A 21,258-nucleotide genomic window follows, 5' to 3' on the forward strand; every position below is an offset into this window, starting at 1 on the left:
CAGGATGATCGCCGGTCTGGCCGTCACCAGGAGACACCCGGAACTCCTGTGCGGGGAGATCCAGAGGTCCCAGCCTCCTGTCGTCCGTGAACTTCGCGCGAGGTTTCCTGGCTGCTTGCCCGCTTCGTGCCTCCGTCTTCCACGGTGCCGCCGTCTCGTCCCCCGTATTCCTCGTCCGTGACCGCCGCCAACGTCGCTGGACTGGTCACGGCGAGTCCGTCCAACGCATCCCACCACGGAGCGGAGTACAGGCACCGCGCTACCAGTCGCCGTGCCCCCTCCCGAGGGGCGGCCCGTGCCAGCGCGGTGAGTATGTGTGCCTGGCTGGCGGGGTTGCCGATGTCGGCGACCAGTTCCTCGGCTTCCCGGTACGCACCGGCGGAGACAAGGGCTCTTCCCGCGTTGACAAGGGTGTGGTCGCGGTCGTGCGGGTCAGGGAGGGCACGGCAGATTTCCACAACCTCGGTGAGGAGGGAGCGCGCTCTCGTGCGGTCCCCGCAAGCCGTGAGAGCCACGCCGACGTCGGTGAGGCGCGCGGCACGGTCCTCCGGGTCGGGGACCTTCCGGCCTGCGGCCTCGGCCTCGGCGAGCAGGCGGGTGGCCCGCTCTCGGTGTTCGCAGGCGGCGAAGCCCTCGGCGACGAGTGCCAGACGCCAGGTGCGATGGCCGATGTCCTCGAGTTCCCGAGCCTCCATCTCGCACCCGGCGAGGACAGATGCGCCCTGAGCATGGTGCCCCTGGAGGCCTAGCTCCTTGCCTACGCGGTCGAGCGCCGGGTTCCCGTACTCGCCGGGGAACTCGATCGAGCGAGCCAGCGTTTCGGCCCGTTTGCCTGCGCCTGCGGTCACCAGGGCGACGGCGATGTCGTTCAGTTCGTACGCGCGGTGGGTCGGATCGGCAAGGCGTGCAGCAGCCTCAGCCGCCTCCTCCAGGACGGCCGCGGCACGCGGGCTGTCGGAGCCGGTGGCCGCCGCCCGGCCCAAACACGTGAGCAACCGGACGCTGCACAGCGGATTGGTCAGGGAACCGAGGACGGCTTCGGCTCGCGTTGACGCCCCCGCCTCGACCAGGGTTCTGCCCAGCCGCTGGCCTTCCCACTCCCAGTCAGGATGGTGGGTGCCGGCGCGAACGAGGGTCTCCGCCTGGTCGAGCAGGGCAAGAGCCCGGCCGCGCCGTCCAGCCGCCTCCAGGGCACCTGCCAGGTCTATCAGTTGGTTGGCCCGGCTCAGCGGATTGACGGCGTTGTGCGCCACAGCCTCGATCTCCTCAGCCAGAGAGTGCGCCTTGGCCTGACGCCCCTCGGTGATCAGTGCCTTCGCCACCGAGGCGAGTGCACGAGCCCGGTGCATCGGGTCGTTGAGGGAACGGGCCAGTTCTTCGGCTCGCGCCGTCTCTCCTCGTTCCGCCAGGTCCGTACTGACGAAGGCCAGTAATTGTTCCTTCTCCACTGTGTCGCGGGCGATGTCCTCAGCCCGGTCGGCGAATCCGGCGGCGGACAGGACGATGCCGATCACCATCAGGTCCCAGTCCCGTCTGCTTTCCTCGCCCGCCCGGCCCGACCGCGTGAGAGATTCGGCCCTGGCCAACAGCTCGCCGACCCGTTCGCGCTGTTCCGGGCGGTCCCGCAGAGTCCAGGCGACATGGAGGGGAGAGGCTGACTCGGAGAGAAGACCGGTGTCCCAGGCCGGCGTTCGGATTCCTGATCCTGCCTCATCGGTGCGCTCGACGTCCCTCAGGGTGAGGAGTACCCGTTCCGCTCGGGCGAGGATGTCGATCCGTACCGATTCCTCGGGGAAGGCCTCGGTGCGGGCCAGGGCGACGGCCTCGGTGAGCGCCTCCCGTGTCCGATTCAGGTCGCCGGTCTCCTGCCAGCCCTCCGCCATGGTCACGAGCGCCTCTGACCGATGGGACGGGACCATCAGGGTGGTGGCCTGGCCCGCTGCCTCCCGCAGCACGGCTTCGGCGTTCCGGGGTCCGACCGGCCACCATGCCCGCGCCACGGCGACCAGGGCCCGGACACGCTCCGTCGGGTCGGGGTCGGTGCGTGCGCTCTCCACCGCGCCGGCGAACATCTCCGCGGCTTCCTCCCCCGCACCCGTGTCGGCCATCGCCTGCGCCGCCGCGGTGAGCGCCTCGGCACGCCGGACAGGGTGGGCCAGGCTCCGAGCCAGTGCTTCTGCCCGCCGAGGCTGTCCCAGCGCGACCCACACCGCTGGCAGACCGACCGGGACCAACTCGTTGCGGGCGTGCAACGCGTCGCGCCGGACGGCCAGTCTGAACAGGGCCGTGAGGTCTGGCGCGTCCGCTTCGGCCAGGGTGTGCTGGACCGAGCGGATCTCGGTCAGAGCCGCCGAGTCGCCGCCGGTCAGGTCGCGCATCCGGTCGTGGCGAGCGGAGTCGGCAGCGAGAACGGCCATGCGGGCCACATCGGCGGTGGCGCGCAGCAGGGAGTAGTAGCCACGAAGCAGGTATTCCGGTGTGTCCGGTGGCCACAGGGCGGACGCGTACGCGCCGGCCCAGGCGTGGATACGGTCCCGGTAGGCTTCCAGTTCCTTCGGTCCGAGCATCCGTACCGCGTGTTCTCGCAGTTCCTCGTGGCCCAGGACGAAGACCACCGGCAGTTCTCCCGGCCGCGCATGGCTCTCCCGGGTCCGGAAGGTGCGTCCCGCCCTGCTGCGCAGTATCTCCTCCACCTCGTACGGGACGAGGCCGGTCAGCTCGGCCAGCTCCGCGGTGCCGAGGCCGCCGCCCGAGGCGGTGAGCAGACCGAGCAGCTCACGCTCGGCGCCCGAACTCGCCAGCAGGTGCTTCAGTTCGCGCTGTGTCTCTGCCCGGATCACCTGTGCGAAAGGAGAGCGGTCCAGGCGGCGGACGATGCCGGGGTCGTGCAGGGGGTGGTGTTCCGGTACGTCGGCCGGTACGGGCGGGTGGGGTCGGCCGGCCACGATCACGCGCAGTCCGGCAGGCGGCCGGGCGGGCAGGAGTGCGGCGATGCTGTAGGCGTCCGGCCCGGTGGTCACCCCCCGGTCCTCGTCCAGGCCGTCGACCAGCAGCACCAGACGCTCACCGCGCCGCTGACATTGATGGGCCGCCTCGTTCAGGAGGCGCAGGAGGTGCGCCTCCTGGGTCGAGGGTGTCAAGAAGGCCGCCGGTCCCTCACCGAGTAGCTCACCGAGTTGTTCCAGTACGACGTCGGTGAAGGCGACCCGGTCGTTCTGCGCTGCGAACCGGGCCGTGACGAAGAACGGCACGACCCGCACCTTCGGGGGCGGGTGTTGGGCGAACCAGGACATCAACGCGGTCTTCCCGGCCCACGCTTCGGCCTGCCACCACATGTACGGGCCGCCCGCGCCCGCGGTGCAGAAAGCAGCCAGCTCCCGGAGCTCCGTCTCCCGGCCCACCAGCACCTCCGGGGCGATCCGCCGGACCTGCTCGTCGTACCCGGAGCGCGGCGCCGGCTGTATACCGACCTGTACGTCCCCGTACACGATGCCGCTGTTGGCCACCGCGCCGGTCCGTGCCTCTGCCGCGCCCGTCCGGGACGTCCTCAGCGATGCCGCCCGGCCGTTCGGCTGTGCCACCGCGGCCTGCTCGTCGCGCGGCGACACTGCCCGCTGCTCGTGGTTCGTCACGGTTTTGACCTGCCTGCCGTACCGGTGGCCGCCGTCGCGCCTCTCTGCGCCGCGACGGAACCGGCGCTCGCTTCCTCCCAGCCGAGCAGTGTGCCGGTGAGAGCCTGGAGTGTCTCGGGAGCACACCGGGCGAGGATGTCGAGCAGATTGCTCCAGTTGCCCAGGACCAGCGCGCGTGCCAGAAGCCGTCGTCTCCGGACGGGCTCGACGAACCGCGCCAGGTTCGCCAGGACGCCGGCACGCCGGCCAGGGAGCGGGACGCGCTCCGCCAGGTCCAGAGCGGTGGTGAGGTCGCCCGCCGTAGTCACCGCCTCCGCCAGACGGCTCAGGCCCACGGACTGCTCATACCGGTCGGTCCGTGAGTGGAGGAACTCACAGGACCGGTGGGCCCACACCGCCGCCAGGCCCGGCTCGCCCGACCTTGCCGCCGCCGTCACCAGCGCGGCCATCGCCTGCGCACGCCAGATCGGATCGGTGATGTCGCGCGCGAGAGCCTCGGCCGCCTCGAAGCGGCCGCTCCAGGCCAGTGTCTCCGCGGCGTGCCGTGCCACCGGGTCCCTGCGGGACCGGCTACCCGAGCACGTTCCGGCCAGATCCCGCAGGGAGCAGGCCAGCACGTCGGCTCGGTGCCGGGCCCCGCCGACGGCGGCCGCCCGGGCGCGTGCGGCGAGCAATCGCGCCCGGTCCTCCGGCGGGCCCGGGAACTCGTCGAGTAGCCTGTCGGCCCGGTGGAACGCTCCGTGCGTGATCGCGGCGTGCGCCAGCGTCCTCGCGGCCTCGCCCCGTTCCTGCTCGTTGCCGATGCCCCGTACGAGTGCCTCGGCCCGGTCGAGCTCTCCCCGCTCGGAGTGCACCCGTACCAGTTCCTGGTGGGCCCACTGTTTGTACACGGGCACGGTGATCGTCCGTGCGATCGACTCCGCCCGGTCCGCCTCTCCCGTCGCCGCCAGCGCTCTGACCCACGCCATCTGTACCTTCGCCCGCCCGTACGGCGAGACGGTGGCACCGACGAGGTCGGCGAGGGCGCCGGTCAAGCGCGCCGCTCCCTCCCGGTCGCCGACGAGAGCGGTCGTCCTCGCCAGCGCGGCCAGCTCCCCTGCGCGAGGAGCGGGCCGGGTGCTGTCACGGCAGAAGTGCTCGGCGACTGCGGCAAGCCCGGCTGCCCGGTCGTGATCCCCGCGGCCGAGCAACACCTTCGCCCGCAGGACCGTCGCCTCCGCGCGCTGATACGGGTCCGTGATCGCGCGCGCCAACGCCTCGGCACGCGCGTCGTCGCCCGCCAGCGCCGCCGCCCCCGCTGCGGCCGCCAGGAGCACGTCATTGTCCGCTCCGGCGTCTCCGCTGCCGGGCCTCGCCGGGGAGGCCGCGGAGCCAGGCCCCGTCGACACACCGGCCACGGCTTCCAACGCAGATCCCAGCCTGGCCGCTCGTTCCCGGTCGGCGCACGCGGTCAACGCCTCCATCGCCGCCTGGGCCAGGTCACGTACTGATACCGAGTCCTTCCAGCAGGGGTGGGCGGGAACGGCGGCCGCCTCCGCGATCAGGTCCACCAGCCGCGCGGCACGCGGTGCGTCAGCCGCAGCGACCACTGCCTCGGTGAGCGGGCCGATGACCTCCAGGGCCCACAGAGGCGGCCTGGCCCACCGGCTCAACTCCGTGGCAGCCTCACGAAGCGCTGTGCCGTGCCTGCCGGTGCGAGCTGCGGCGGCCGCCGCCAGCATCTCCTCGATGCGAGCCCGCCGTCGGGCTGAGCGCACTGTACCGGCGAGGACCGCCAGGTGCTTCAGAGCGGTGGCCACACGATCCGGCTCCTGCGAGCCGGCCGCCCCCTCCAGATCGCTCCCGCACCAGGAGTCGATGCCGGTGCGAGCCAGTTCCTCCATGGCATCGGCCATTTCACCGGCCCGCCCACGATCCCCTGCCGCGGCCGCCGCCCGTGCCCTCGCGGCCAGGACCAACGGCTTCTCCCGGTCGGGAGCCCGCGCCAGGACGGTGTCCATGGCCCGGTCCAGGGCGGCGGCACGTTCACGATCGCCGGCGGCGCCCGCCGCCTCCGCAACGGCCGCCATCCGGCGCGCCCGCCAGCAGGCCGTATCGCTGCCGCCGCCGAGTCCTTGGATGGTGTCCGCGAGGCGGGCCGCCCGTGCCCGGGCGCCCGCGGACCCCACCGTCGTGGCGATCTCCGCCAGCGCGGCACTCACCGAGTCCGGGTCATCCATGCCGCGGGCCAGCGCCTCAGCCCGGTCCGGCTGACCGACAGCGGCCCAGAGAGCAGGGAGGCGCATCGGATAATCGTTGCGATCCACGAGCCGTTGCCGGTGGGCAGCGAGCACGGCCACCGAAACGAGATCGGGATCCTCGGACGCCAGGAGGAGGGCCTGGGCAGCACCGATCTCGGCGAGCGCGTCGGCGTCCCCTCCGGTGACGTCGCGTAGCCGGTCGTGGCGAGCACAGTCGGTGGCACAGGCAACCGCACGAGGCAGGTCGGCGGTGGCACGCAGGAGCCGGGCGTAGCCGCGCAGCAAGTACTCCGGGGTGGCGGGCGGCCAGCCCCGGTCGCGGTACGTCCCCGCCCAATCGTGCAGCCGCCCCCGGTAGCCGGCCAGCCTGTCCCGGCCGAGCACAGTGAGCGCCGTCCTCTGGAGCTCTTCGTGGCCGAGGACGTACACCTCTGAGGTGTCCGTGCCGGGCTCGGCCGCCGACTGCGCGCGACCCGCGCGGGCGGTGAACGTTCGGCCGGTGACCGCCCGAAGATGCTGGGTCACTTCCCAGGCGTCGCAGCCGGTCAGTTCGGCCAGATCTGACGTGCTCAGGCCGCCCCCGGCGGCGGTCACCAGACCAAGCAGGTCTCGTTCCTCCGGCGTGCCGCGCAGCAGCCGCACCAACTCCCGTTCGCAGTCGGCCCGGACCGCCGCAGCATGCGGGGACCCGCCCAGCGGGCGGACGGTGCCGGGGTCGTGCAGGGGGTGGTGTTCCGGTACGTCGGCCGGTACGGGCGGGTGGGGTCGGCCGGCCACGATCACGCGCAGTCCGGCAGGCGGCCGGGCGGGCAGGAGTGCGGCGATGCTGTAGGCGTCCGGCCCGGTGGTCACCCCCCGGTCCTCGTCCAGACCGTCGACCAGCAGCACCAGACGCTCACCGCGCCGCTGACAATGATGGGCAGCCTCCTCCAGCATGGCGAGCAGATGCCCTTCACGGGTGGCTTCGGTGAGGTAGACCGGTGTCGGCTGCCCGAGCAGTTCGGCGAGCTGCTCGCCGACGACGTCCATGAAGGCGGCCCGGTCGCTCTGCCCGGCGAAGCGCGCGGTGATGAAGAAGGGCACGATCCTCACCGACTGCGGCGGGTGGAGCGCGAACCAGGACATCAACGCGGTCTTCCCGGCCCAGGCGGGCGCCCGCCACCAGACGTAAGAGGCGCGGTCCGGCGAGGTGCAGAACGCGGCCAGTTCCTCCAGTTCCGCCTGGCGGCCGGCCAGTTCGGGCGGCGCGATGCGCAGAACCTGCTGCCGGTACCCGCTGCGAGCAGCAGCCGGGGCATGGACGGCGACGTCACCATGCACGACGCCGCTGACCGCCACCCCACCCGACGTGGCGCGAGCCTCGCCGCTGCCGGTGACGGTTGTCGTCGACCGCTGCGGCCATCCGCGCGCCGTCCGGGGTTCCGTTCGCTTCACCCGCGTGCGTCCTTTCCTCGGCCGGACGACCCTGTAGAGCCGCGACCCGCGTGCAGAGGCCGACACGTCGTCCGAGTCGGGGTCAGGTCAGGCGGACGCCGCTGGTGGCATCTCCACCGCCGGTGGCTTCGGCCGGGCCGGTACGTTCCACTTCGACCGTCCCCGGATCACTGCCCGTTCCGCCGGCGGCCGGAGCTGTGAGGCCGGAAACCGCAGTGCCTCCCGCTCCAGCGCGTGCCTCGCCGGTGTCCGTCACCCGCAGCCCGCGTGAACGGGGCGCGGGCAGAGCGGTCCAGACGGCGACGCCGAGCGCCGCCACCGCCACGAGTGCCGAGACCACTGTGGCCACCTGGCCCGCCTCGTCTCCCTGGAGCAGGAGGAAGGCTACTCCCAGACCCGCCACCGCTGAACAGGTGACAGCCAGGACGATCCGCCGTGTGTTCATCCCTCCATCTTCACGGCAGGCGCCGCTGAGCGGGAGGACTTCGCCCGGACCAGTCCGTCGTTCGGCCCGTACCTCCGACTCCAGGCCGCCAGGCGGCGCCGGCAGGTCATGCCCGACCGAGCCGAGTTCCCGGGGCGGGTACTCCCGCTGGGTGCCGGTGTGCAGACGGGGAGGATCCCGCGCAGGGCCTGCCGGTCCGGCACCCGAGGTCTGCCCTCGATCTCTTCGGGCCTCGGCAGCAACGGTTCGGTCAGCGCCCCCAGTTCGTCCGACACGATCCACGGCCGCGACTGACGGTTTCCCCTCACCGGACGTACGGGCACAGAGGCCCACAGTCTCATGATCAGTAGCTTGTGTCAGAGCCGGTCAGGGGGCCGAATCACCCGCACACCCTCGAGTGCGGGGTCCGTCGGGACCGCTTTCGGATTCCTCGCGTACCACAGCCGGGAAACCGGGGCGCGGTGGGCTCCCCTGCCATGTGATGATCCTTCCGGTGCGCAGGGATTCCCGTCGCACCGGTCACTTCACCATACCCTTGGGGGGTAGTAATGAGCCTGATATCTGCTGGACGCCCGGTACGTCTCAGATCCGGCGCCGCCGTGGCGGCGGCGGCCGGTCTGCTGATGGCCGGCCTCGCCTCGCCGGCGCTGGCCGCCGACGAACCGTCGCAGACCGACCAGCTGTGGATCAACACGCCGTACGAGCAGATGCTGCCGGCCGGTACCGACGGCGGTCAGCCGCAGTCCCGCACCCTCGGCGTCGGCATCTACCACGACAACGACAACTTCACGGTGACCGAGGGCAGGCTCACCATCGACGTCTCCGACCTCGCCGGGGTGGCCGAGGTGACCTGGTCCGACAACTGCACGCCGAGCGGTGCCGGCGCGGTGTGCGACATCCCCGTGGTCCCCGTGATCGGGGGCGACTACGAGGACCAGGTGTTCCTGACGGTACGCGCGGCCGACGGCGCCGAAGCCGGCGCGCAGGGCAGGATCACCTACGAGGCGACGGCCACCGGCGGCCCCGACGGGACGCTCACCGCGCCGCTCGAGAGCTTCGACACCACGCTCACCGTCGGCGCCGGACCCGACCTCGCCATCGACCCCGTTGCCGACATCGAGAACGGACTGCCCGGCGACGAGCGGACGATCCCGTTCAAGGTCACCAACAACGGCAACGAGAGCGCGAACGGGTTCACCGTCAAGCTGTACGCCTCGTACGGCCTGACGGACATCACCCGGTACGACGCCTGTACCTACACCACGACGGACGGCAACGACTACGCACCGTCGGGCCGGGTGATCTGCACGTTCGACCAGGTGCTGGCGCCGGGCGACTCCTTCGAGCTGCCCGAGCCGCTGACGGTGCGACTCGCCCCGCACGCACTGAACGAGCGGCTCGACATCGACGTCGAGCCGGGCGGCGGCGTTCAGGACATCGACTCCCAGAACGACTACGTGGCCCTCCAGATCGGCGCGGACAACACCGCGGACTTCTCCGTGACCGGTGACGCCGTCTCCGGCACGGCGGGCGAGACGGCCACGGCCGAGCTCACGTTCGAGAACAACGGCCCGGCATGGCTCGGCAACCTCGGCTCCGGTGACCCCGTCGCAGAGGTCCGGCTGGTCGTGCCCGAGGGCACCGAGGTCACGGGCGTGCCGTCCGGCTGCTCCCCGCGCACCCTCGACGGCGGCTACCACCCGAAGCGGACGGGCGCCCCGCGCTACGACTGCACCCTGCGGTACTGGGTGCTGGAGGACACCCGGCACACGTTCGCGTTCTCCGTGCGCGTCGACACCGTGGTGCCCGGCGCCACCGGCGCCGTGAGCATCCACCCCTCGTTCGGTGAGTTCGGCGAGCACCCCTTCGGCTTCGACCCGGACCTCACGAACAACACGGCGGTCCTGACCGTCAACTGACCGGCCCGCGGGTTCGGAGCAGCCGTTCGGGAGGCTGCTCCGAACCCGCGCTCCACAGGGCGGTGCGCCGGCCTGGACCGCCGGGCTACGGAGCAGCCTCCAGCGCGGGAATCCTGCGTCAGAGGCGAGGCCCGTTCGGGGCGGAGCCGCAGGAGAAGGGGCGGTCTTCACGCCAGGCGGGACGACGTTGCCTTCTGCGGAACGCCCTGACGGGTCCCCCGCAGTCTCGCCACCAGCGGCGTGCTGAGCCTCCCGCTCAGCCACCGCTCGGTGTCAGTCGCTCACGCCGCCCGCGAAGGGCATCGTCTGCCAGTGGTCGACGGCGGGGCTGAGGTACTCCACCAGCACGGGCAGCTGCGGGGCCAGCGTGAGGGTGGCGACGGCCCGCAGCATGCCCACGGCGTTGACGAAACCCAGGACCCCCTCGTCGAGCGGTCTCATGCCGTTGCGCCGGGCACCGCGGTTGTAGGCGGATGTGTGCTCGGGTCCGAGAGCGGCCAGGTCCCATTCGACGGGCCCCAGCGTGACCAGTTCGAAGTCGGCGTAGAGGTCCCCTTCCACCCCGGAGAAGAGGTTCGCGGGCGGGGAGTCGCCGTGGATGGGCTGGAGGCCGACGCCCGGGAACCGCGCCTCGAAGGCCGTGCGTGAGCGCACGAGGGGTTCCAGGATCTGCCACTCGCGGCGGGCGCGGTCCAGCTCGGCCGCACCGATCAGTCCAGGGTGTCGGTCGAGCCGGGCAAGGCCTTCGGCGATGAACTGCGGATCGGCCGCGGACAGGAATGCCAGACGGCCCGGGTAGGCACGCATGGCCGCGTGCAGGTCGGCGACGCTCTCGGCGTTCGCCACGTAGTCGGGTTCCTTGTCCCGGTCCTCCAGGACGAACGGCCAGAACGTCATGGAGAAACCGTCACGCTGCACGGGCCTTCGCGGCAGGAGCGGGCTGGGCGCGATCACGGGGACTCCCTGGCCGGCCAGCCAGCGCGTCACGTTCAGCTCGTCCTGCTGGCGGCTCGCGAGGGCGGCCAGGTCGTCCGGACGAGGCAGGACGGTGGGAATGCGAGCCACGACCGGCGAAGGCGCCAGGTGGACGACGACGGAGAAGGTGTCGTGGAGCACCGCGGGGTCGGTGATGGTCAGGCCGAGCTCGCGTCCTGCCGCGACGGCCGCCCCGACGGCGGCGGAGGTCCGGGCGGCGAGCTGCTGCGGTGTCAGGAAGGTGGTCATGGCTCCGTGGTTTCGGCGGGATTCTTGACTGGTGGGCAGGGCGGGCAGGGCGGGCAGGGCGGGCAGGGCGGTGACCGGGACGTGCAGGTCCTCCTCTCGAAACAGGCCCAGTGTGACGAGCTGCTCGACGTACTCGTCCCGGAAGCGGGCCGGCGGCACCGTGCTGCCTCCGGCCCTACGCGCGCCGTTCCGACCGGACTTCGGTGTTCTGGCCGACGTGCAGCAACCAGGTACCGTCATCCTGCTTGGTCATGACGTAGAGCGGGGAGCCCTCCGTGTCACCCTCTGCCGAACGGTAGACCTGCCGGACCTTGACGGCCGCCACGTCCGGCCGCAGGAACCGCGTGTGAATCGCCTCGTACGTGACCTCGCCGTCCCAGCCGGCGTCGGGCAGCACGGCACGCGTGAACTCGGCGATCGCGTCGAACCCCACCAGAACCCTGCCGTGGGCGGTCGTCCACAGGGCCTCGGGATGGAAGAGCGCGAGGAATCCCTCGGCGTCCTTGGCGCGCTGGGTGCGTTCGACGGTGGCCACTACCTCTTCGATGGCCTTGACATCTGCGGTTTCGGTGTTCATGCGGATCACTCTGCGACCTCGAGCGAGGTTGAGGTCAAGGCCGCCATCGAGGTCGCACGGACAGGTCGTGGCCGGCCGGGTGACGTGTGCGGCCCCGGTGCTCCCTGGCCAGGGGGGGCAGGGGGCAGGGGGGCAGGGGGGGGCAGGGGGCACCGGGGCCGAGAACCGCGTGGGTGCGCGGGCTTCAGTCGTCGTACGACAGGCCGTGCCCGGAGTGGAAGAGGACCTTGGCGGGGTCATCGGCCCGTTGGACGGGTACGGGCAGCTTGCCGCGGGGTTCGACCCGGCCGGCGATCACCCGGGCGGCGGCGCGCAGTTCGACCTCGGTCCAGCAGTAGGAGGCCAGTGAGGCCGGGACGTCGCCGAGGTGGGCGATGTCGTAGGGGTTGCGCACCGCGAGATGGATGATGGGGACGCCCGTCGCGAGGAGCCGGGACACCAGGGTGCGCTGGGCGCTGGCCGCGCCGACGTTGTCGGTGGTGACCACCACCGCGTCCCGTCCCCGTGCGGCGGCCACGGCCTCGTCGATCTTCGCCGCGTCGGGTGCCCGGCCGGTGGGGAGGTGGGTGGTGCTGTAGCCCAGCTCGTCGAACGCCTTGGCCAGCTCGGGCACCGTGGTGCGGGTGTCGTCGGTCGGGAAGGCCGGGCTGGCGCCGACCACGAGCAGCTTCCTCTGCCCGCGGCGCAGCGGGAGCGTCTCGTCCTCGTTGACCAGCAGGGTGGTGGTGCGCTCGGCGATCCGGGCGGCGGCGAGCCGGTGCCTGCGGGCGCCGACGACCCGGTCGACCTCCTTCGCGGAGACGTAGGGGCTGCCGCTGAGCAGGCCGGCCTTGTCCTTGACCCGGAGGATGCGCAGGACCGATTCGTCGAGCCGGTCCTCGGTGATCTCGCCGCTGCGGACGGCGGCCAGGACGCCGTGGTAGGCGACGCCGATGTCCGGCGGGAACAGCAGTTGGTCGGCGCCGGCCTTGAGGGCGAGGACGGGCACGCGGTCGTCGCCGTACTTGGTGCGCACGCCGGCCATGTTGAGGGCATCGGTGACGATCACGCCGTCGAAGCCGAGTTCGTCGCGCAGCACGCCCTGGAGGATCGTGGGCGACAGGGTGGCCGGTTCGTTGCTGGGGTCGAGCGCGGGGACCTGGAGGTGCGCCGTCATGATCGAGTCGACGCCGGCGGCGATCGCGGCCTTGAAGGGCGGGGCGTCGATACGGTCCCACTCCTCCCGGGTGTGGGTGATCACGGGCAGTCCGGTGTGGCTGTCCTCCCCGGTGTCCCCGTGGCCCGGGAAGTGCTTGGCGCAGGCCACGACGCCGGCCTGCTGGTAGCCGGTCACCTGCGCCGCGACCATGCGGGCGACCTCGCGGGCGTCGGCGCCGAAGGAGCGGACGTTGATGACGGGGTTGGCCGGATCGACGTTGACGTCGGCGACCGGGGCGAAGTTCTGGTGGATGCCCAGGGCGGCGAGTTCGGTGCCCGATATCCGTCCGGCGGTGCGCGCGTCGGCGGTCGAGCGGCCCGCGCCGAGCGCCATCGCACCCGGCAGCTGGGTGGCGCCGCTGCCGATGCGGACGTTGGCCCCGTGCTCCTGGTCGATGGAGATCAGGGACGGGACGGGGGTGGGCAGGGCGAGCGAGGCCCGCTGCACACCGTTCGTCAGGTCCGCGATCTGCCGGGGGTCCTGGATGTTGTTCGTCCAGCCGGAGAAGTAGATGACACCGCCGATGTGGTACTTGGCGATGAGCTCGGCCACGGTGCGGACGCCGAGTTCCCTGAGGTTGCGGTCCTGGTCGAACTGGCTGGGGGAAGTCGCCGACGCACCGTAGAAGTACGGCACGAACAGCTGGCCGATCTTCGCCTCGATGCTCATCCTGGAGATGATCTTCTTGAGGCGGTGGTCGCGCCGGTGGGCGACGGCGGGGGTGGCCGTCACGCCCACGACGCCCGTTGCGGTCGCGGCGACCACGGTCGCGGAGGCGAGGACGGTGCGTCTGGACAGATTCCGGTCCTGCATGCGGACATGCTCCTTCCAGCCTTGCTCATCAAGGGAATTGAAGGAAACGTGCGGTACTCCGAACAGCGGGAAACGTAGCCCGCGGGTGAGGGCGGGGCAAGAGGTCTAGACAAAATAGGTCTAGACGAAATTGGGGATGCTCGCACAAGAGATCGGTGCCGCTGACCTGGGGCGATGGGACTTGCGCAGGGTCCGCTTCGGGGGCGGGGGAGTCGCACTCCTCGGGGGAAGGAGCGTATCGGGGCATAACGCGCGGCCCGCCGGGGAGGCCGGTCACCTCACCGCCCCCCTGGCGGGCCGTCGGCACCGGCACTGACGCCGTGGCGCACGCCACGGGCCGTCCGTGATCCCGGCACGGCCCTCCTGGACGCCGCCCTGCCGGTCGTACGCGGCGAGGGCTACCGCGCGGACGTGCGCAGCCCGTCCGGGCCGGGACGGGCGGCCTGCCGGTGCGGGCGTCGAGGGGACGCCCCTCGGCGCCCGCACAGGGGATCAGCTCGCCGGCGGTGACCACCGCCTCCGTCAGGCCGATGCGAGGCGGTAGCCGTTCGGCGGTGAGCGGGGGGCGATGCTCGTGCCCGGAGCCTTCTCCTGCCGTGGCCGGTGGCCGGTGTACAGGTCAGGCCGGGGTGGTCGGCAGGCCGGCGATCAGCGCACGGAGCTCGTCGAGTTCGGCCGGGGTCAGGTCGGTGAGCGGGGGGCGGACGGGGCCCGCGCCGTGACCGGTGGCGGTCATGCCCGCCTTGACGATGCTGACCGCGTAGCCGGCCCGGCGGTCGCGGATCTCCGTGTAGGGCAGTACGAAGTCCGACAGCATCCGCGTGACGTCCTGCTGCCGGCGCTCGCGGACGGCGGCGTAGAAACCGAGGGCGAACTCGGGCGCGAAGTTGAAGATCGCCGACGAGTAGGTGGTCACTCCCAGCTGGAGGTAGGGCAGGGCGAACGTCTCGGCGGTGGGCAGACCGCCGATGTAGGTGAGGCGGTCGCCGAGACGGGCGTGGATACGGGTGATGGTGTCGATGTCGCCGACGCCGTCCTTGTAGCCCACCAGGTTGGGGCAGGACTCGGCGAGACGGGCGACGGTGTCGGCGGAGTAGACGGCGTTGGCGCGGCTGTAGATGACGACACCGAGGGAGGTGGACCGGCAGACGGCTTCGACGTGCCGGGCCAGACCCTCCTGTCCGGCTTCGGTGAGGTAGGGCGGGAAGAGCAGGATGCCGTCGGCGCCGGCGCGTTCGGCGGCCGCGGCGAACTCGAGCGCGGTGGCGGTTCCGTAGCCGGCCGGGGCCAGGATCGGGGTGCCCTCGGGAGCCGTGCCGGTGGCGGCGGCCACGACCCGTTCGACCTCGGTGGGGGTGAGGGAGAAGAACTCGCCGGTGCCGCCGGCGGCGAAGAGGCCGCCGACGTCGTACGTGGACAGCCGCGAGACGTTCTCCCGGTAGGCGTCCTCGTCGAAGGACAGGTCGTCGTGGAAGTGGGTCACGGGGAAGGACAGCAGCCCGGAGCCGATCCGGTGGCCGAGTTCCTCCGGGGTGTAGGACGTCATGGAATGCTCCTGGAGTCGTGAGGGTGAACGTGAGGGCGAAGGGGCGGTGTACGAGGGGCGGTCTGCCGGCGGATTTCGCTCGGAGCCCCCGCACGGCGGGTGCTGGGGCCGGCGCGGGCAGCGCGGCTGTCCGTTGTCGACGCTGCCCGCGCCGGGGTCGGGAGACCGGGTACCACGCGGCCGCCGTACGAGGGGGACCGCCCGGCCGGGCGACGGGCATCCGCCTGTCGCCGTCGAGGACATGAGGGTGGAGGACGTGGAGGACGCGGTGGACGCGGTGGATGCGGCGCCCGGGCGGCCCCGCCTCACCCGTGTGCGAGGACCGGCGGGCCGGGAGAGGCACTACCGTGACGACGCCGTGTCCGCACCATGGTCGCGCGCTCCCCATGACGACCCTGCCGGTCGCGGGCCGCGACCGAGGCACTCGCAGGGTCGCCGTCTGTCCACGTCCGACGCTACGGTCGCGATTGATTCACGTCCAACATAGATTTTGGATCTCGCGATACCTGGAGAGCATCAGTGTTCACCCTCGCCCAGCTGACGAGCTTCGTCGCCGTCGCCGAAGAACTGCACTTCACCCGGGCCGCGGAGCGGCTGAACATGACCCAGCCGCCGTTGAGCCGGCAGATCCAGCTGCTGGAGAGCGAGTTGCGCGTGCAGCTGCTGGACCGCACGAACCGGAGCGTTCGGCTCACCCCGGCGGGCCGCGCCTTCCTGGGGGAGGCCCGCCGCATCCTGCGGCAGTCGGAGCAGGCGGCCCTCGCCGTCCGCCGGGTGTCCACCGGTGAGGCGGGGGTCATCGCCGTCGGGTTCACGGCCGCCAGTGCCCACTCCGCGCTCGGCGGCCTGCTGGAGACCGCCAGAGCGGTGCTGCCCGGAGTGGAGCTCCTGCTGCAGGAACTCGTCACGCGCGACCAGCTGAAGGCCCTCGGCGAGGGTTCGCTCGACCTCGGGCTGATGCGGCCCACGACCACGGGAGCGGGTCTGTCCGCCCGCACGGCACTGCGAGAGGGGTTGCTGGCCGCGCTCCCCGCCGATCACCCGCTGGCCGCCGAGGACGGGCCGATGCGGATCGAGGACTTCGACGGCGAGGACTTCCTGATGTACTCGCCCCTCGAGGCCCGTTACTTCCACGAACTGCTGATCAGCATCTTCCGGTCCGCGCGGACCCGCCCCGTGTTCACCCAGTACCTCACGCAGGTGCACAGCATCCTTGCCCTCGTCGACGGCGGCTGGGGCATCGCCCTCGTGCCCGAGGCCGCGGCCCGGATGCGCTATGGCGGCGTCGTCTTCCGGCAGGTGTCCCTGCCGGACCCGAAACCGGTCGAACTGAGCCTCGTATGGCGTCCCGGCAACGACAATCCGGCGCTCGAAGCCTTGCTGCGACGCCTGTGACATCCGCCTGACATGTCGGTTTCACGGAACCGTCATGAACCGCCATACAAGAAAGGTATGGCAACCAACAAAATTCGACATGGACGTGAATCAGAACCAACCCTACGGTCAACTCAGCCACCGGCTCCGTGGCCAGGACCGTAGGCGGCACCCGCTGTCGCTCTCCTTCCATGTCTAGGAGATTTGTCCATGCTCGATCTCGTCCGGCAGGACGAGCCGGCGGCGACAGCCGCCCTCGGCACCACCACTGCTGCGCCACGCCGACGACGGCCGCGAAGGCCCGCACACGGCAGCCGTCGCCGTCGAGCACCACGGTCGCGCCCGAGGTGAGACGCGGGGCGGCCCTCCGGCGCGGGACCGGCCGGCTGCGCCGAACGTGAACCGCCGAACCGTCACCCCCACGTGCCGGTACCGGAAAGCCGCCTTTCGTGCGGGGAGCTGTCCACCACCGGCCGCCGCCCCGGACCCCCTCCGCCGCCCGGCCCGCCCGCCGGACGCGCCTCCGCGTCCGCGCATCCCGCTCCGCCCCTGACCGGAGTCGTGCCGTACCCCCTGCGGCGCTCGGGCCCGGCTACCCCCAACCACAGTTCGAAGAGGAACTGACATGCCACTTCTCGTAGTGGGAATCAGTGTTCTGGTTCTGCTGCTTCTCATGACCAGGCTGAAGCTGAACGGCTTCGCGGCCCTCCTCCTGGTCGCCGTCGGTGTCGCCGTGGTCCAGGGCATCCCGGTGACGGACATCCCGGACGTCCTCTCCGAAGGCATCGGGGGCCAGATCGGTGACACGATGCTCACCATCGGACTCGGTGCCATGGTCGGCCGCGTCATGGGCGACTCCGGTGCCGCCCAGCGCATCGCCGACAAACTGCTCGACGCCTTCGGGCCGCGCTGGGTGCAGGTCGCCATGGTCGTCACCTCCATGCTCATCGGCGTGACGATGTTCTACGAGGTCGCCTTCATCATCGTCGTGCCCATCGCGTTCACCCTGGTCAGGGTCACCGGCGCGAACCTGCTCTGGGTCGGGCTGCCGATGTCGATCGCCCTGTCCACGATGCACAGCTTCCTGCCCCCGCACCCCGGTCCCACCGCCGTCGCGGCCACCTTCGACGCCTCCGTCGGACTGACTCTCTTCTACGGGCTGTTCATCGCGGTACCGGTCGGCGCGTTCATCGCGCTGCTCTGGCCGCGGCTGCCGTTCATCAGGACGATGAACCCCGCCATCCCCAAGGGCCTGGTCAGCGAACGCCAGTTCACCGACGAGGAGATGCCCGGACTCGGATGGTCGCTGTGCGTGGCACTCTTCCCCGTCGTGCTGATCGCCGGCGCCGCCGTGACCGACATGGCCGCGACCGGCGAGAGCCCGCTGCTCAACACCGTGGCGTTCATCGGATCCGCGCCGATCGCGCTCCTGCTGGCCCTCCTCCTGGCCGTCTGGGCCTTCGGGCCGCGCATCGGGCGGAGCCTGTCGGAGGTCAGTGAATCCTGCTCGTCCGCGGTCAAGGCCATGGCGATGATCCTGCTGGTCATCGGAGCCGGCGGCGCCTTCAAGAACGTCCTGGTCGAAGGTGGCATCTCCGACTACATCAAGGACATCACCGCATCGTGGTCCATATCCGCCGTCGTCCTGGCGTGGCTCATCGCCGCCATTCTCCGTGTGGCCCTCGGGTCGGCCACGGTCGCCGTCGTCACCGCCTCGGGCGTGGTGCTGCCGCTGCTCGCCGACAGCGGTGCGCATCCCGAGATGATGGTGCTCGCCGTCTCCTGCGGATCGATCGCCTTCTCCCACGTCAACGACCCCGGCTTCTGGCTGTTCAAGGAGTACTTCAACCTTTCCGTCATCCAAGCGATCAAGGTCCGCACCACCTACACCACGGTGCTGTCGGTCCTCGGCCTGGGCGGCGTCCTGGCGGCCGAGTGGGCCCTCGACGTCCTCGGCCTGTGACCACCGGCCGCCGCACCCCCTGACACAAGGAGTCCGAAGAAGACATGACCAGGAACCAGCCGACCGTCACCGCGTTCTCCGTCTATCCCGTGGCGGGCCGCGACTGCATGGAACTGAACCTCTCCGGTGCCCACGGCCCCTATTTCACCCGCAACGTCGTCGTCCTGACGGACTCCGAGGGGCGCACCGGCCTCGGCGAGGTACCGGGCGGTGAGAAGATCACGCAGACCCTCGAGGACGCCGAGTCCCTCGTGGTCGGTGCCAAGGTCGGCGACTACAAGCGTGTGCTGCGCGAGATCGCGGACCGCTTCGCCGACCGCGACTCCGGCGGACGCGGTGCCCAGACCTTCGACCTGCGGACCACGGTCCACGCCGTCACCGCCGTCGAGTCCGCCCTCCTCGACCTGCTGGGCCAGCACCTCGACGTGCCGGTCGCGGCCCTCCTCGGGGACGGACAGCAGCGGGACTCCGTGCGGGTGCTCGGCTACCTCTTCTACGTCGGCGACCCCGACCGCACCGACCTGGACTACGTCCGCGGCCACGACGCCGACGTCGACTGGTACCGCATCCGGCACGAGGAGGCCCTCACTCCCGAGGCGATCGTCCGGCAGGCCGAAGCCACCTTCGACCTCTACGGTTTCCGTGACTTCAAACTCAAGGGCGGCGTCCTCGAAGGCGCCGAGGAGGTCAAGGCCGTACGGGCGCTCAAGGACCGCTTCCCCGAGGCCCGGATCACCCTCGACCCCAACGGCGCATGGTCGCTGAAGGAAGCCGTCGAACTGTGCGCGCCCCTGGTCGGTACGCTCGCCTACGCCGAGGACCCCTGCGGGGCGGAAGGCGGCTACTCCGGGCGTGAGGTGCTCGCCGAGTTCCGCCGCGCGACCGGCCTGCCCACCGCGACCAACATGATCGCGACCGACTGGCGGCAGATGACCCACGCCCTCGCCCTGCAGTCGGTCTCCATCCCGCTGGCCGATCCCCACTTCTGGACCATGCAGGGTTCCGTCCGTGTGGCGCAGTTGTGCCATGCGATGGGCCTGACCTGGGGATGTCACTCCAACAATCACTTCGACATCTCCCTCGCGATGGTCACGCACTGCGGGGCCGCGGCCCCCGGCGCGTACAACGCCCTCGACACGCACTGGATATGGCAGGAGGGACTGGAGCGGCTCACCACCGCACCGCCCCGCATCGTCGACGGCGAGATCGCCGTTCCCGACGCCCCCGGGCTGGGCGTGCGGCTCGACATGGACCGGCTCCTCACGGCTCATGAGCTCTACCGGGCGAAGGCGTTGGGGGCCCGGGACGACGCCGTCGGCATGCAGTACCTGGTCCCCGGCTGGGAGTTCGATGCCAAGCGGCCCTGCCTCGTGCGGTAAGCGCTGGCGGCGCGATGGTGCGGCGCGATGGTGCGGCGCGATGATGCGGCGCGGTGCTGGCGCAGTGAGGTGCTCGCGCACCCGTGTCCCCTCGCCCGGGCCCGGCGTGTGCCGGGCCCGGGCGGGACCGCTGGACGCCCGAGGCGTTGCACGGAACCTGGTGGCGCGTCACCTGCCCGGACAGCCACCCGCATGACTCCCGAGGAGGGCGGACGCGGTCGCGCCGTACCGGACGACCACCGCCGACGCGCCGCCTCCGCGACTCGGCGCGGAACGCGCCCCTCGGCTACAGGAGGACGAGCAGCTTGGTCCCGGGGACCAGTTTCCGGTTGACCGAGGTCGACTGGACGAACACGGTGTATGCCGCGTTGCTCCCCGGGGCCACCGTCGCCTCCGCGTCCGGCAGGCCCAGGAGCTGCCGGGCGGCGGGGCCGGTGAACACCTTTCCGGTCATGCGGCCGGTGGTGGGATCCTTCTCCGCCACGGCGATCTTCTTCTTGGCCTGGATCTTCTCGCGCTTGGAGAGCTCGTAGAAGGCGCAGCCGGTCTTGTACGGATGCCCGGCGCCGGTGACGAAATCGCGGATCGACGTCTGCTCGTCCACGGGGATCAGTACGTACTTGCCGGCGTCGAGGGACTGAAGGCTGGACTTCACGTCGGCCGTGCTGAGGTCCTGGCCCACCGAGAAGAGGTTCCTGGTCCCGCGCACCCCCTGCTCGCGGTCCCGCAGGAACCTCGTGGCGGCCGACTTGACGGTGCCGATCGCCTCTTCGACGCCCTGGGCCGAGTCGGCGTCCCAGATCGAGATGTTGCCCGTCGGGAACCCGTACTGCTGAGCGGTGCGCTTGGCCAGCGAGTTCGGCACCATGATGGCCGAGGTCCAGTGATCCGGAAGACTGTTCAACTTGTCCCCGATCCTGCCCCGCCACGAGTCCAGGACGGCGCGGCCGTCGGGAAGGTGGTCGTGGCGCGAGCCCGTCTCGTCCGCGCCGGAGGCGTTCTCCTCGCCGTCGGTGACGACGACCTGGAGGAAGCTGTGCTCGCCGTACTCCTCCCATATGTGGCCGAGGTCGTCGAGCGCTTTCACCGACGCCTGGATCAGCGCGGTCGCGCCGTTCTCGACGGTGTACAGGCCCCGCATGGACGGCAGGTGCTTCACGTCCATGTCCCACACCAGGTTCTCGACCAGGTGGTCGAAGGCGTAGAGACTGATCCGGGTCTCATGTCCGAGTCTGTCGGACTCCTCCTTCAGTCCCTTCACGAACTCGTCCACCACACGGATGAGCTGCTCCGAATGCCCCCTCATCGAACCGGACTTGTCGATGACGAGAGCGACGTGGTTCACGAAGTGCTTCTTGAGGCGGTCCTTTACCGTTGCGCTCATCGCGCCAATCCCCTTCCGTTCGTTTCCCCGTGGGACCGCGCCGGTGCCCTGCGGAGACGCGGCTTCCCCGATGAAGGCGAGCCAGTCGGTGTTCCAGCCTGTCCAAGCCGTCGAGCGTCGGTGTGCAGCG

At 71.1% G+C, this 21,258-nt stretch carries 12 protein-coding genes; 4 read left to right on the forward strand and 8 right to left on the reverse strand.

Translation table 11 applies throughout. The features are described 5' to 3' along the window. Positions 1-23: 23 nt before the first annotated feature. From ACP4IX_RS32210 to ACP4IX_RS32220, 3 genes are all read right to left on the reverse strand, one after another. Positions 24-3,632, reverse strand: a complete 3,609-nt coding sequence (locus tag ACP4IX_RS32210; RefSeq protein ID WP_426558058.1) for a hypothetical protein — start codon at positions 3,630-3,632, stop codon at positions 24-26. After that, positions 3,629-7,306 (reverse strand): hypothetical protein, encoded by a 3,678-nt coding sequence (locus ACP4IX_RS32215; protein ID WP_426525591.1) that lies wholly within the window; start codon positions 7,304-7,306, stop codon positions 3,629-3,631. Before ACP4IX_RS32215 ends, ACP4IX_RS32210 begins: the two co-directional genes overlap by 4 nt. Before the next feature lie 82 nt (positions 7,307-7,388). Then, positions 7,389-7,751, reverse strand: a complete 363-nt coding sequence (locus tag ACP4IX_RS32220; RefSeq protein WP_426525589.1) for a hypothetical protein — start codon at positions 7,749-7,751, stop codon at positions 7,389-7,391. Between the two features lie 548 nt (positions 7,752-8,299). Between ACP4IX_RS32220 and ACP4IX_RS32225 the strand changes: the two genes are divergently transcribed. Then, positions 8,300-9,670 (forward strand): CARDB domain-containing protein, encoded by a 1,371-nt coding sequence (locus tag ACP4IX_RS32225; protein WP_426525587.1) that lies wholly within the window; start codon positions 8,300-8,302, stop codon positions 9,668-9,670. Between the two features lie 273 nt (positions 9,671-9,943). Here the strand turns inward: ACP4IX_RS32225 and ACP4IX_RS32230 are convergent, their stop codons facing one another. The 4 genes from ACP4IX_RS32230 to kdgD all read right to left on the reverse strand — a co-directional run bounded on the left by ACP4IX_RS32230 (position 9,944) and on the right by kdgD (position 15,028). Further along, positions 9,944-10,894, reverse strand: coding sequence for a phosphotransferase (locus tag ACP4IX_RS32230; protein ID WP_426525610.1), 951 nt, complete (start codon positions 10,892-10,894; stop codon positions 9,944-9,946). Positions 10,895-11,069: 175 nt separating this feature from the next. After that, positions 11,070-11,471, reverse strand: a complete 402-nt coding sequence (locus ACP4IX_RS32235; protein ID WP_426525586.1) for an SgcJ/EcaC family oxidoreductase — start codon at positions 11,469-11,471, stop codon at positions 11,070-11,072. A 184-nt stretch (positions 11,472-11,655) separates the two neighbouring features. Continuing rightward, positions 11,656-13,482 (reverse strand): glycoside hydrolase family 3 protein, encoded by a 1,827-nt coding sequence (locus ACP4IX_RS32240; RefSeq protein ID WP_426558060.1) that lies wholly within the window; start codon positions 13,480-13,482, stop codon positions 11,656-11,658. 619 nt (positions 13,483-14,101) lie between these two features. Continuing rightward, the gene (gene kdgD / locus ACP4IX_RS32245; protein WP_426525582.1) at positions 14,102-15,028 is read right to left on the reverse strand and encodes a 5-dehydro-4-deoxyglucarate dehydratase; all 927 of its coding nucleotides are present in this window, start codon (positions 15,026-15,028) and stop codon (positions 14,102-14,104) included. A 519-nt stretch (positions 15,029-15,547) separates the two neighbouring features. Between kdgD and ACP4IX_RS32250 the strand changes: the two genes are divergently transcribed. The 3 genes from ACP4IX_RS32250 to ACP4IX_RS32260 all read left to right on the forward strand — a co-directional run bounded on the left by ACP4IX_RS32250 (position 15,548) and on the right by ACP4IX_RS32260 (position 19,744). Further along, positions 15,548-16,423 (forward strand): LysR substrate-binding domain-containing protein, encoded by an 876-nt coding sequence (locus tag ACP4IX_RS32250; protein ID WP_426525580.1) that lies wholly within the window; start codon positions 15,548-15,550, stop codon positions 16,421-16,423. 604 nt (positions 16,424-17,027) lie between these two features. Beyond that, positions 17,028-18,365, forward strand: coding sequence for a gluconate:H+ symporter (locus ACP4IX_RS32255; protein ID WP_426525578.1), 1,338 nt, complete (start codon positions 17,028-17,030; stop codon positions 18,363-18,365). A gap of 44 nt (positions 18,366-18,409) precedes the next feature. Next, positions 18,410-19,744, forward strand: coding sequence for an enolase C-terminal domain-like protein (locus ACP4IX_RS32260; RefSeq protein ID WP_426558062.1), 1,335 nt, complete (start codon positions 18,410-18,412; stop codon positions 19,742-19,744). A 286-nt stretch (positions 19,745-20,030) separates the two neighbouring features. Here ACP4IX_RS32260 and ACP4IX_RS32265 read toward each other — a convergent pair whose 3' ends face one another. Further along, positions 20,031-21,128 (reverse strand): VWA domain-containing protein, encoded by a 1,098-nt coding sequence (locus ACP4IX_RS32265; RefSeq protein WP_426525572.1) that lies wholly within the window; start codon positions 21,126-21,128, stop codon positions 20,031-20,033. Between the last annotated feature and the right edge of the window lie 130 nt (positions 21,129-21,258).

The organism is Streptomyces sp. WG5, from assembly GCF_049974565.1.
Classification (GTDB): domain Bacteria; phylum Actinomycetota; class Actinomycetes; order Streptomycetales; family Streptomycetaceae; genus Streptomyces.

Excerpts from the sequence above, each read along its gene's own strand:
- ACP4IX_RS32220 (WP_426525589.1), bottom strand. The coding sequence starts at position 7,751 with ATGAACACACGGCGGATCGTCCTGGCTGTCACCTGTTCAGCGGTGGCG.
- ACP4IX_RS32225 (WP_426525587.1), top strand. The coding sequence starts at position 8,300 with ATGAGCCTGATATCTGCTGGACGCCCGGTACGTCTCAGATCCGGCGCC.
- ACP4IX_RS32230 (WP_426525610.1), bottom strand. The coding sequence starts at position 10,894 with ATGACCACCTTCCTGACACCGCAGCAGCTCGCCGCCCGGACCTCCGCC.
- ACP4IX_RS32235 (WP_426525586.1), bottom strand. The coding sequence starts at position 11,471 with ATGAACACCGAAACCGCAGATGTCAAGGCCATCGAAGAGGTAGTGGCC.
- ACP4IX_RS32240 (WP_426558060.1), bottom strand. The coding sequence starts at position 13,482 with ATGCAGGACCGGAATCTGTCCAGACGCACCGTCCTCGCCTCCGCGACC.
- kdgD (WP_426525582.1), bottom strand. The coding sequence starts at position 15,028 with ATGACGTCCTACACCCCGGAGGAACTCGGCCACCGGATCGGCTCCGGG.
- ACP4IX_RS32255 (WP_426525578.1), top strand. The coding sequence starts at position 17,028 with ATGCCACTTCTCGTAGTGGGAATCAGTGTTCTGGTTCTGCTGCTTCTC.
- ACP4IX_RS32260 (WP_426558062.1), top strand. The coding sequence starts at position 18,410 with ATGACCAGGAACCAGCCGACCGTCACCGCGTTCTCCGTCTATCCCGTG.
- ACP4IX_RS32265 (WP_426525572.1), bottom strand. The coding sequence starts at position 21,128 with ATGAGCGCAACGGTAAAGGACCGCCTCAAGAAGCACTTCGTGAACCAC.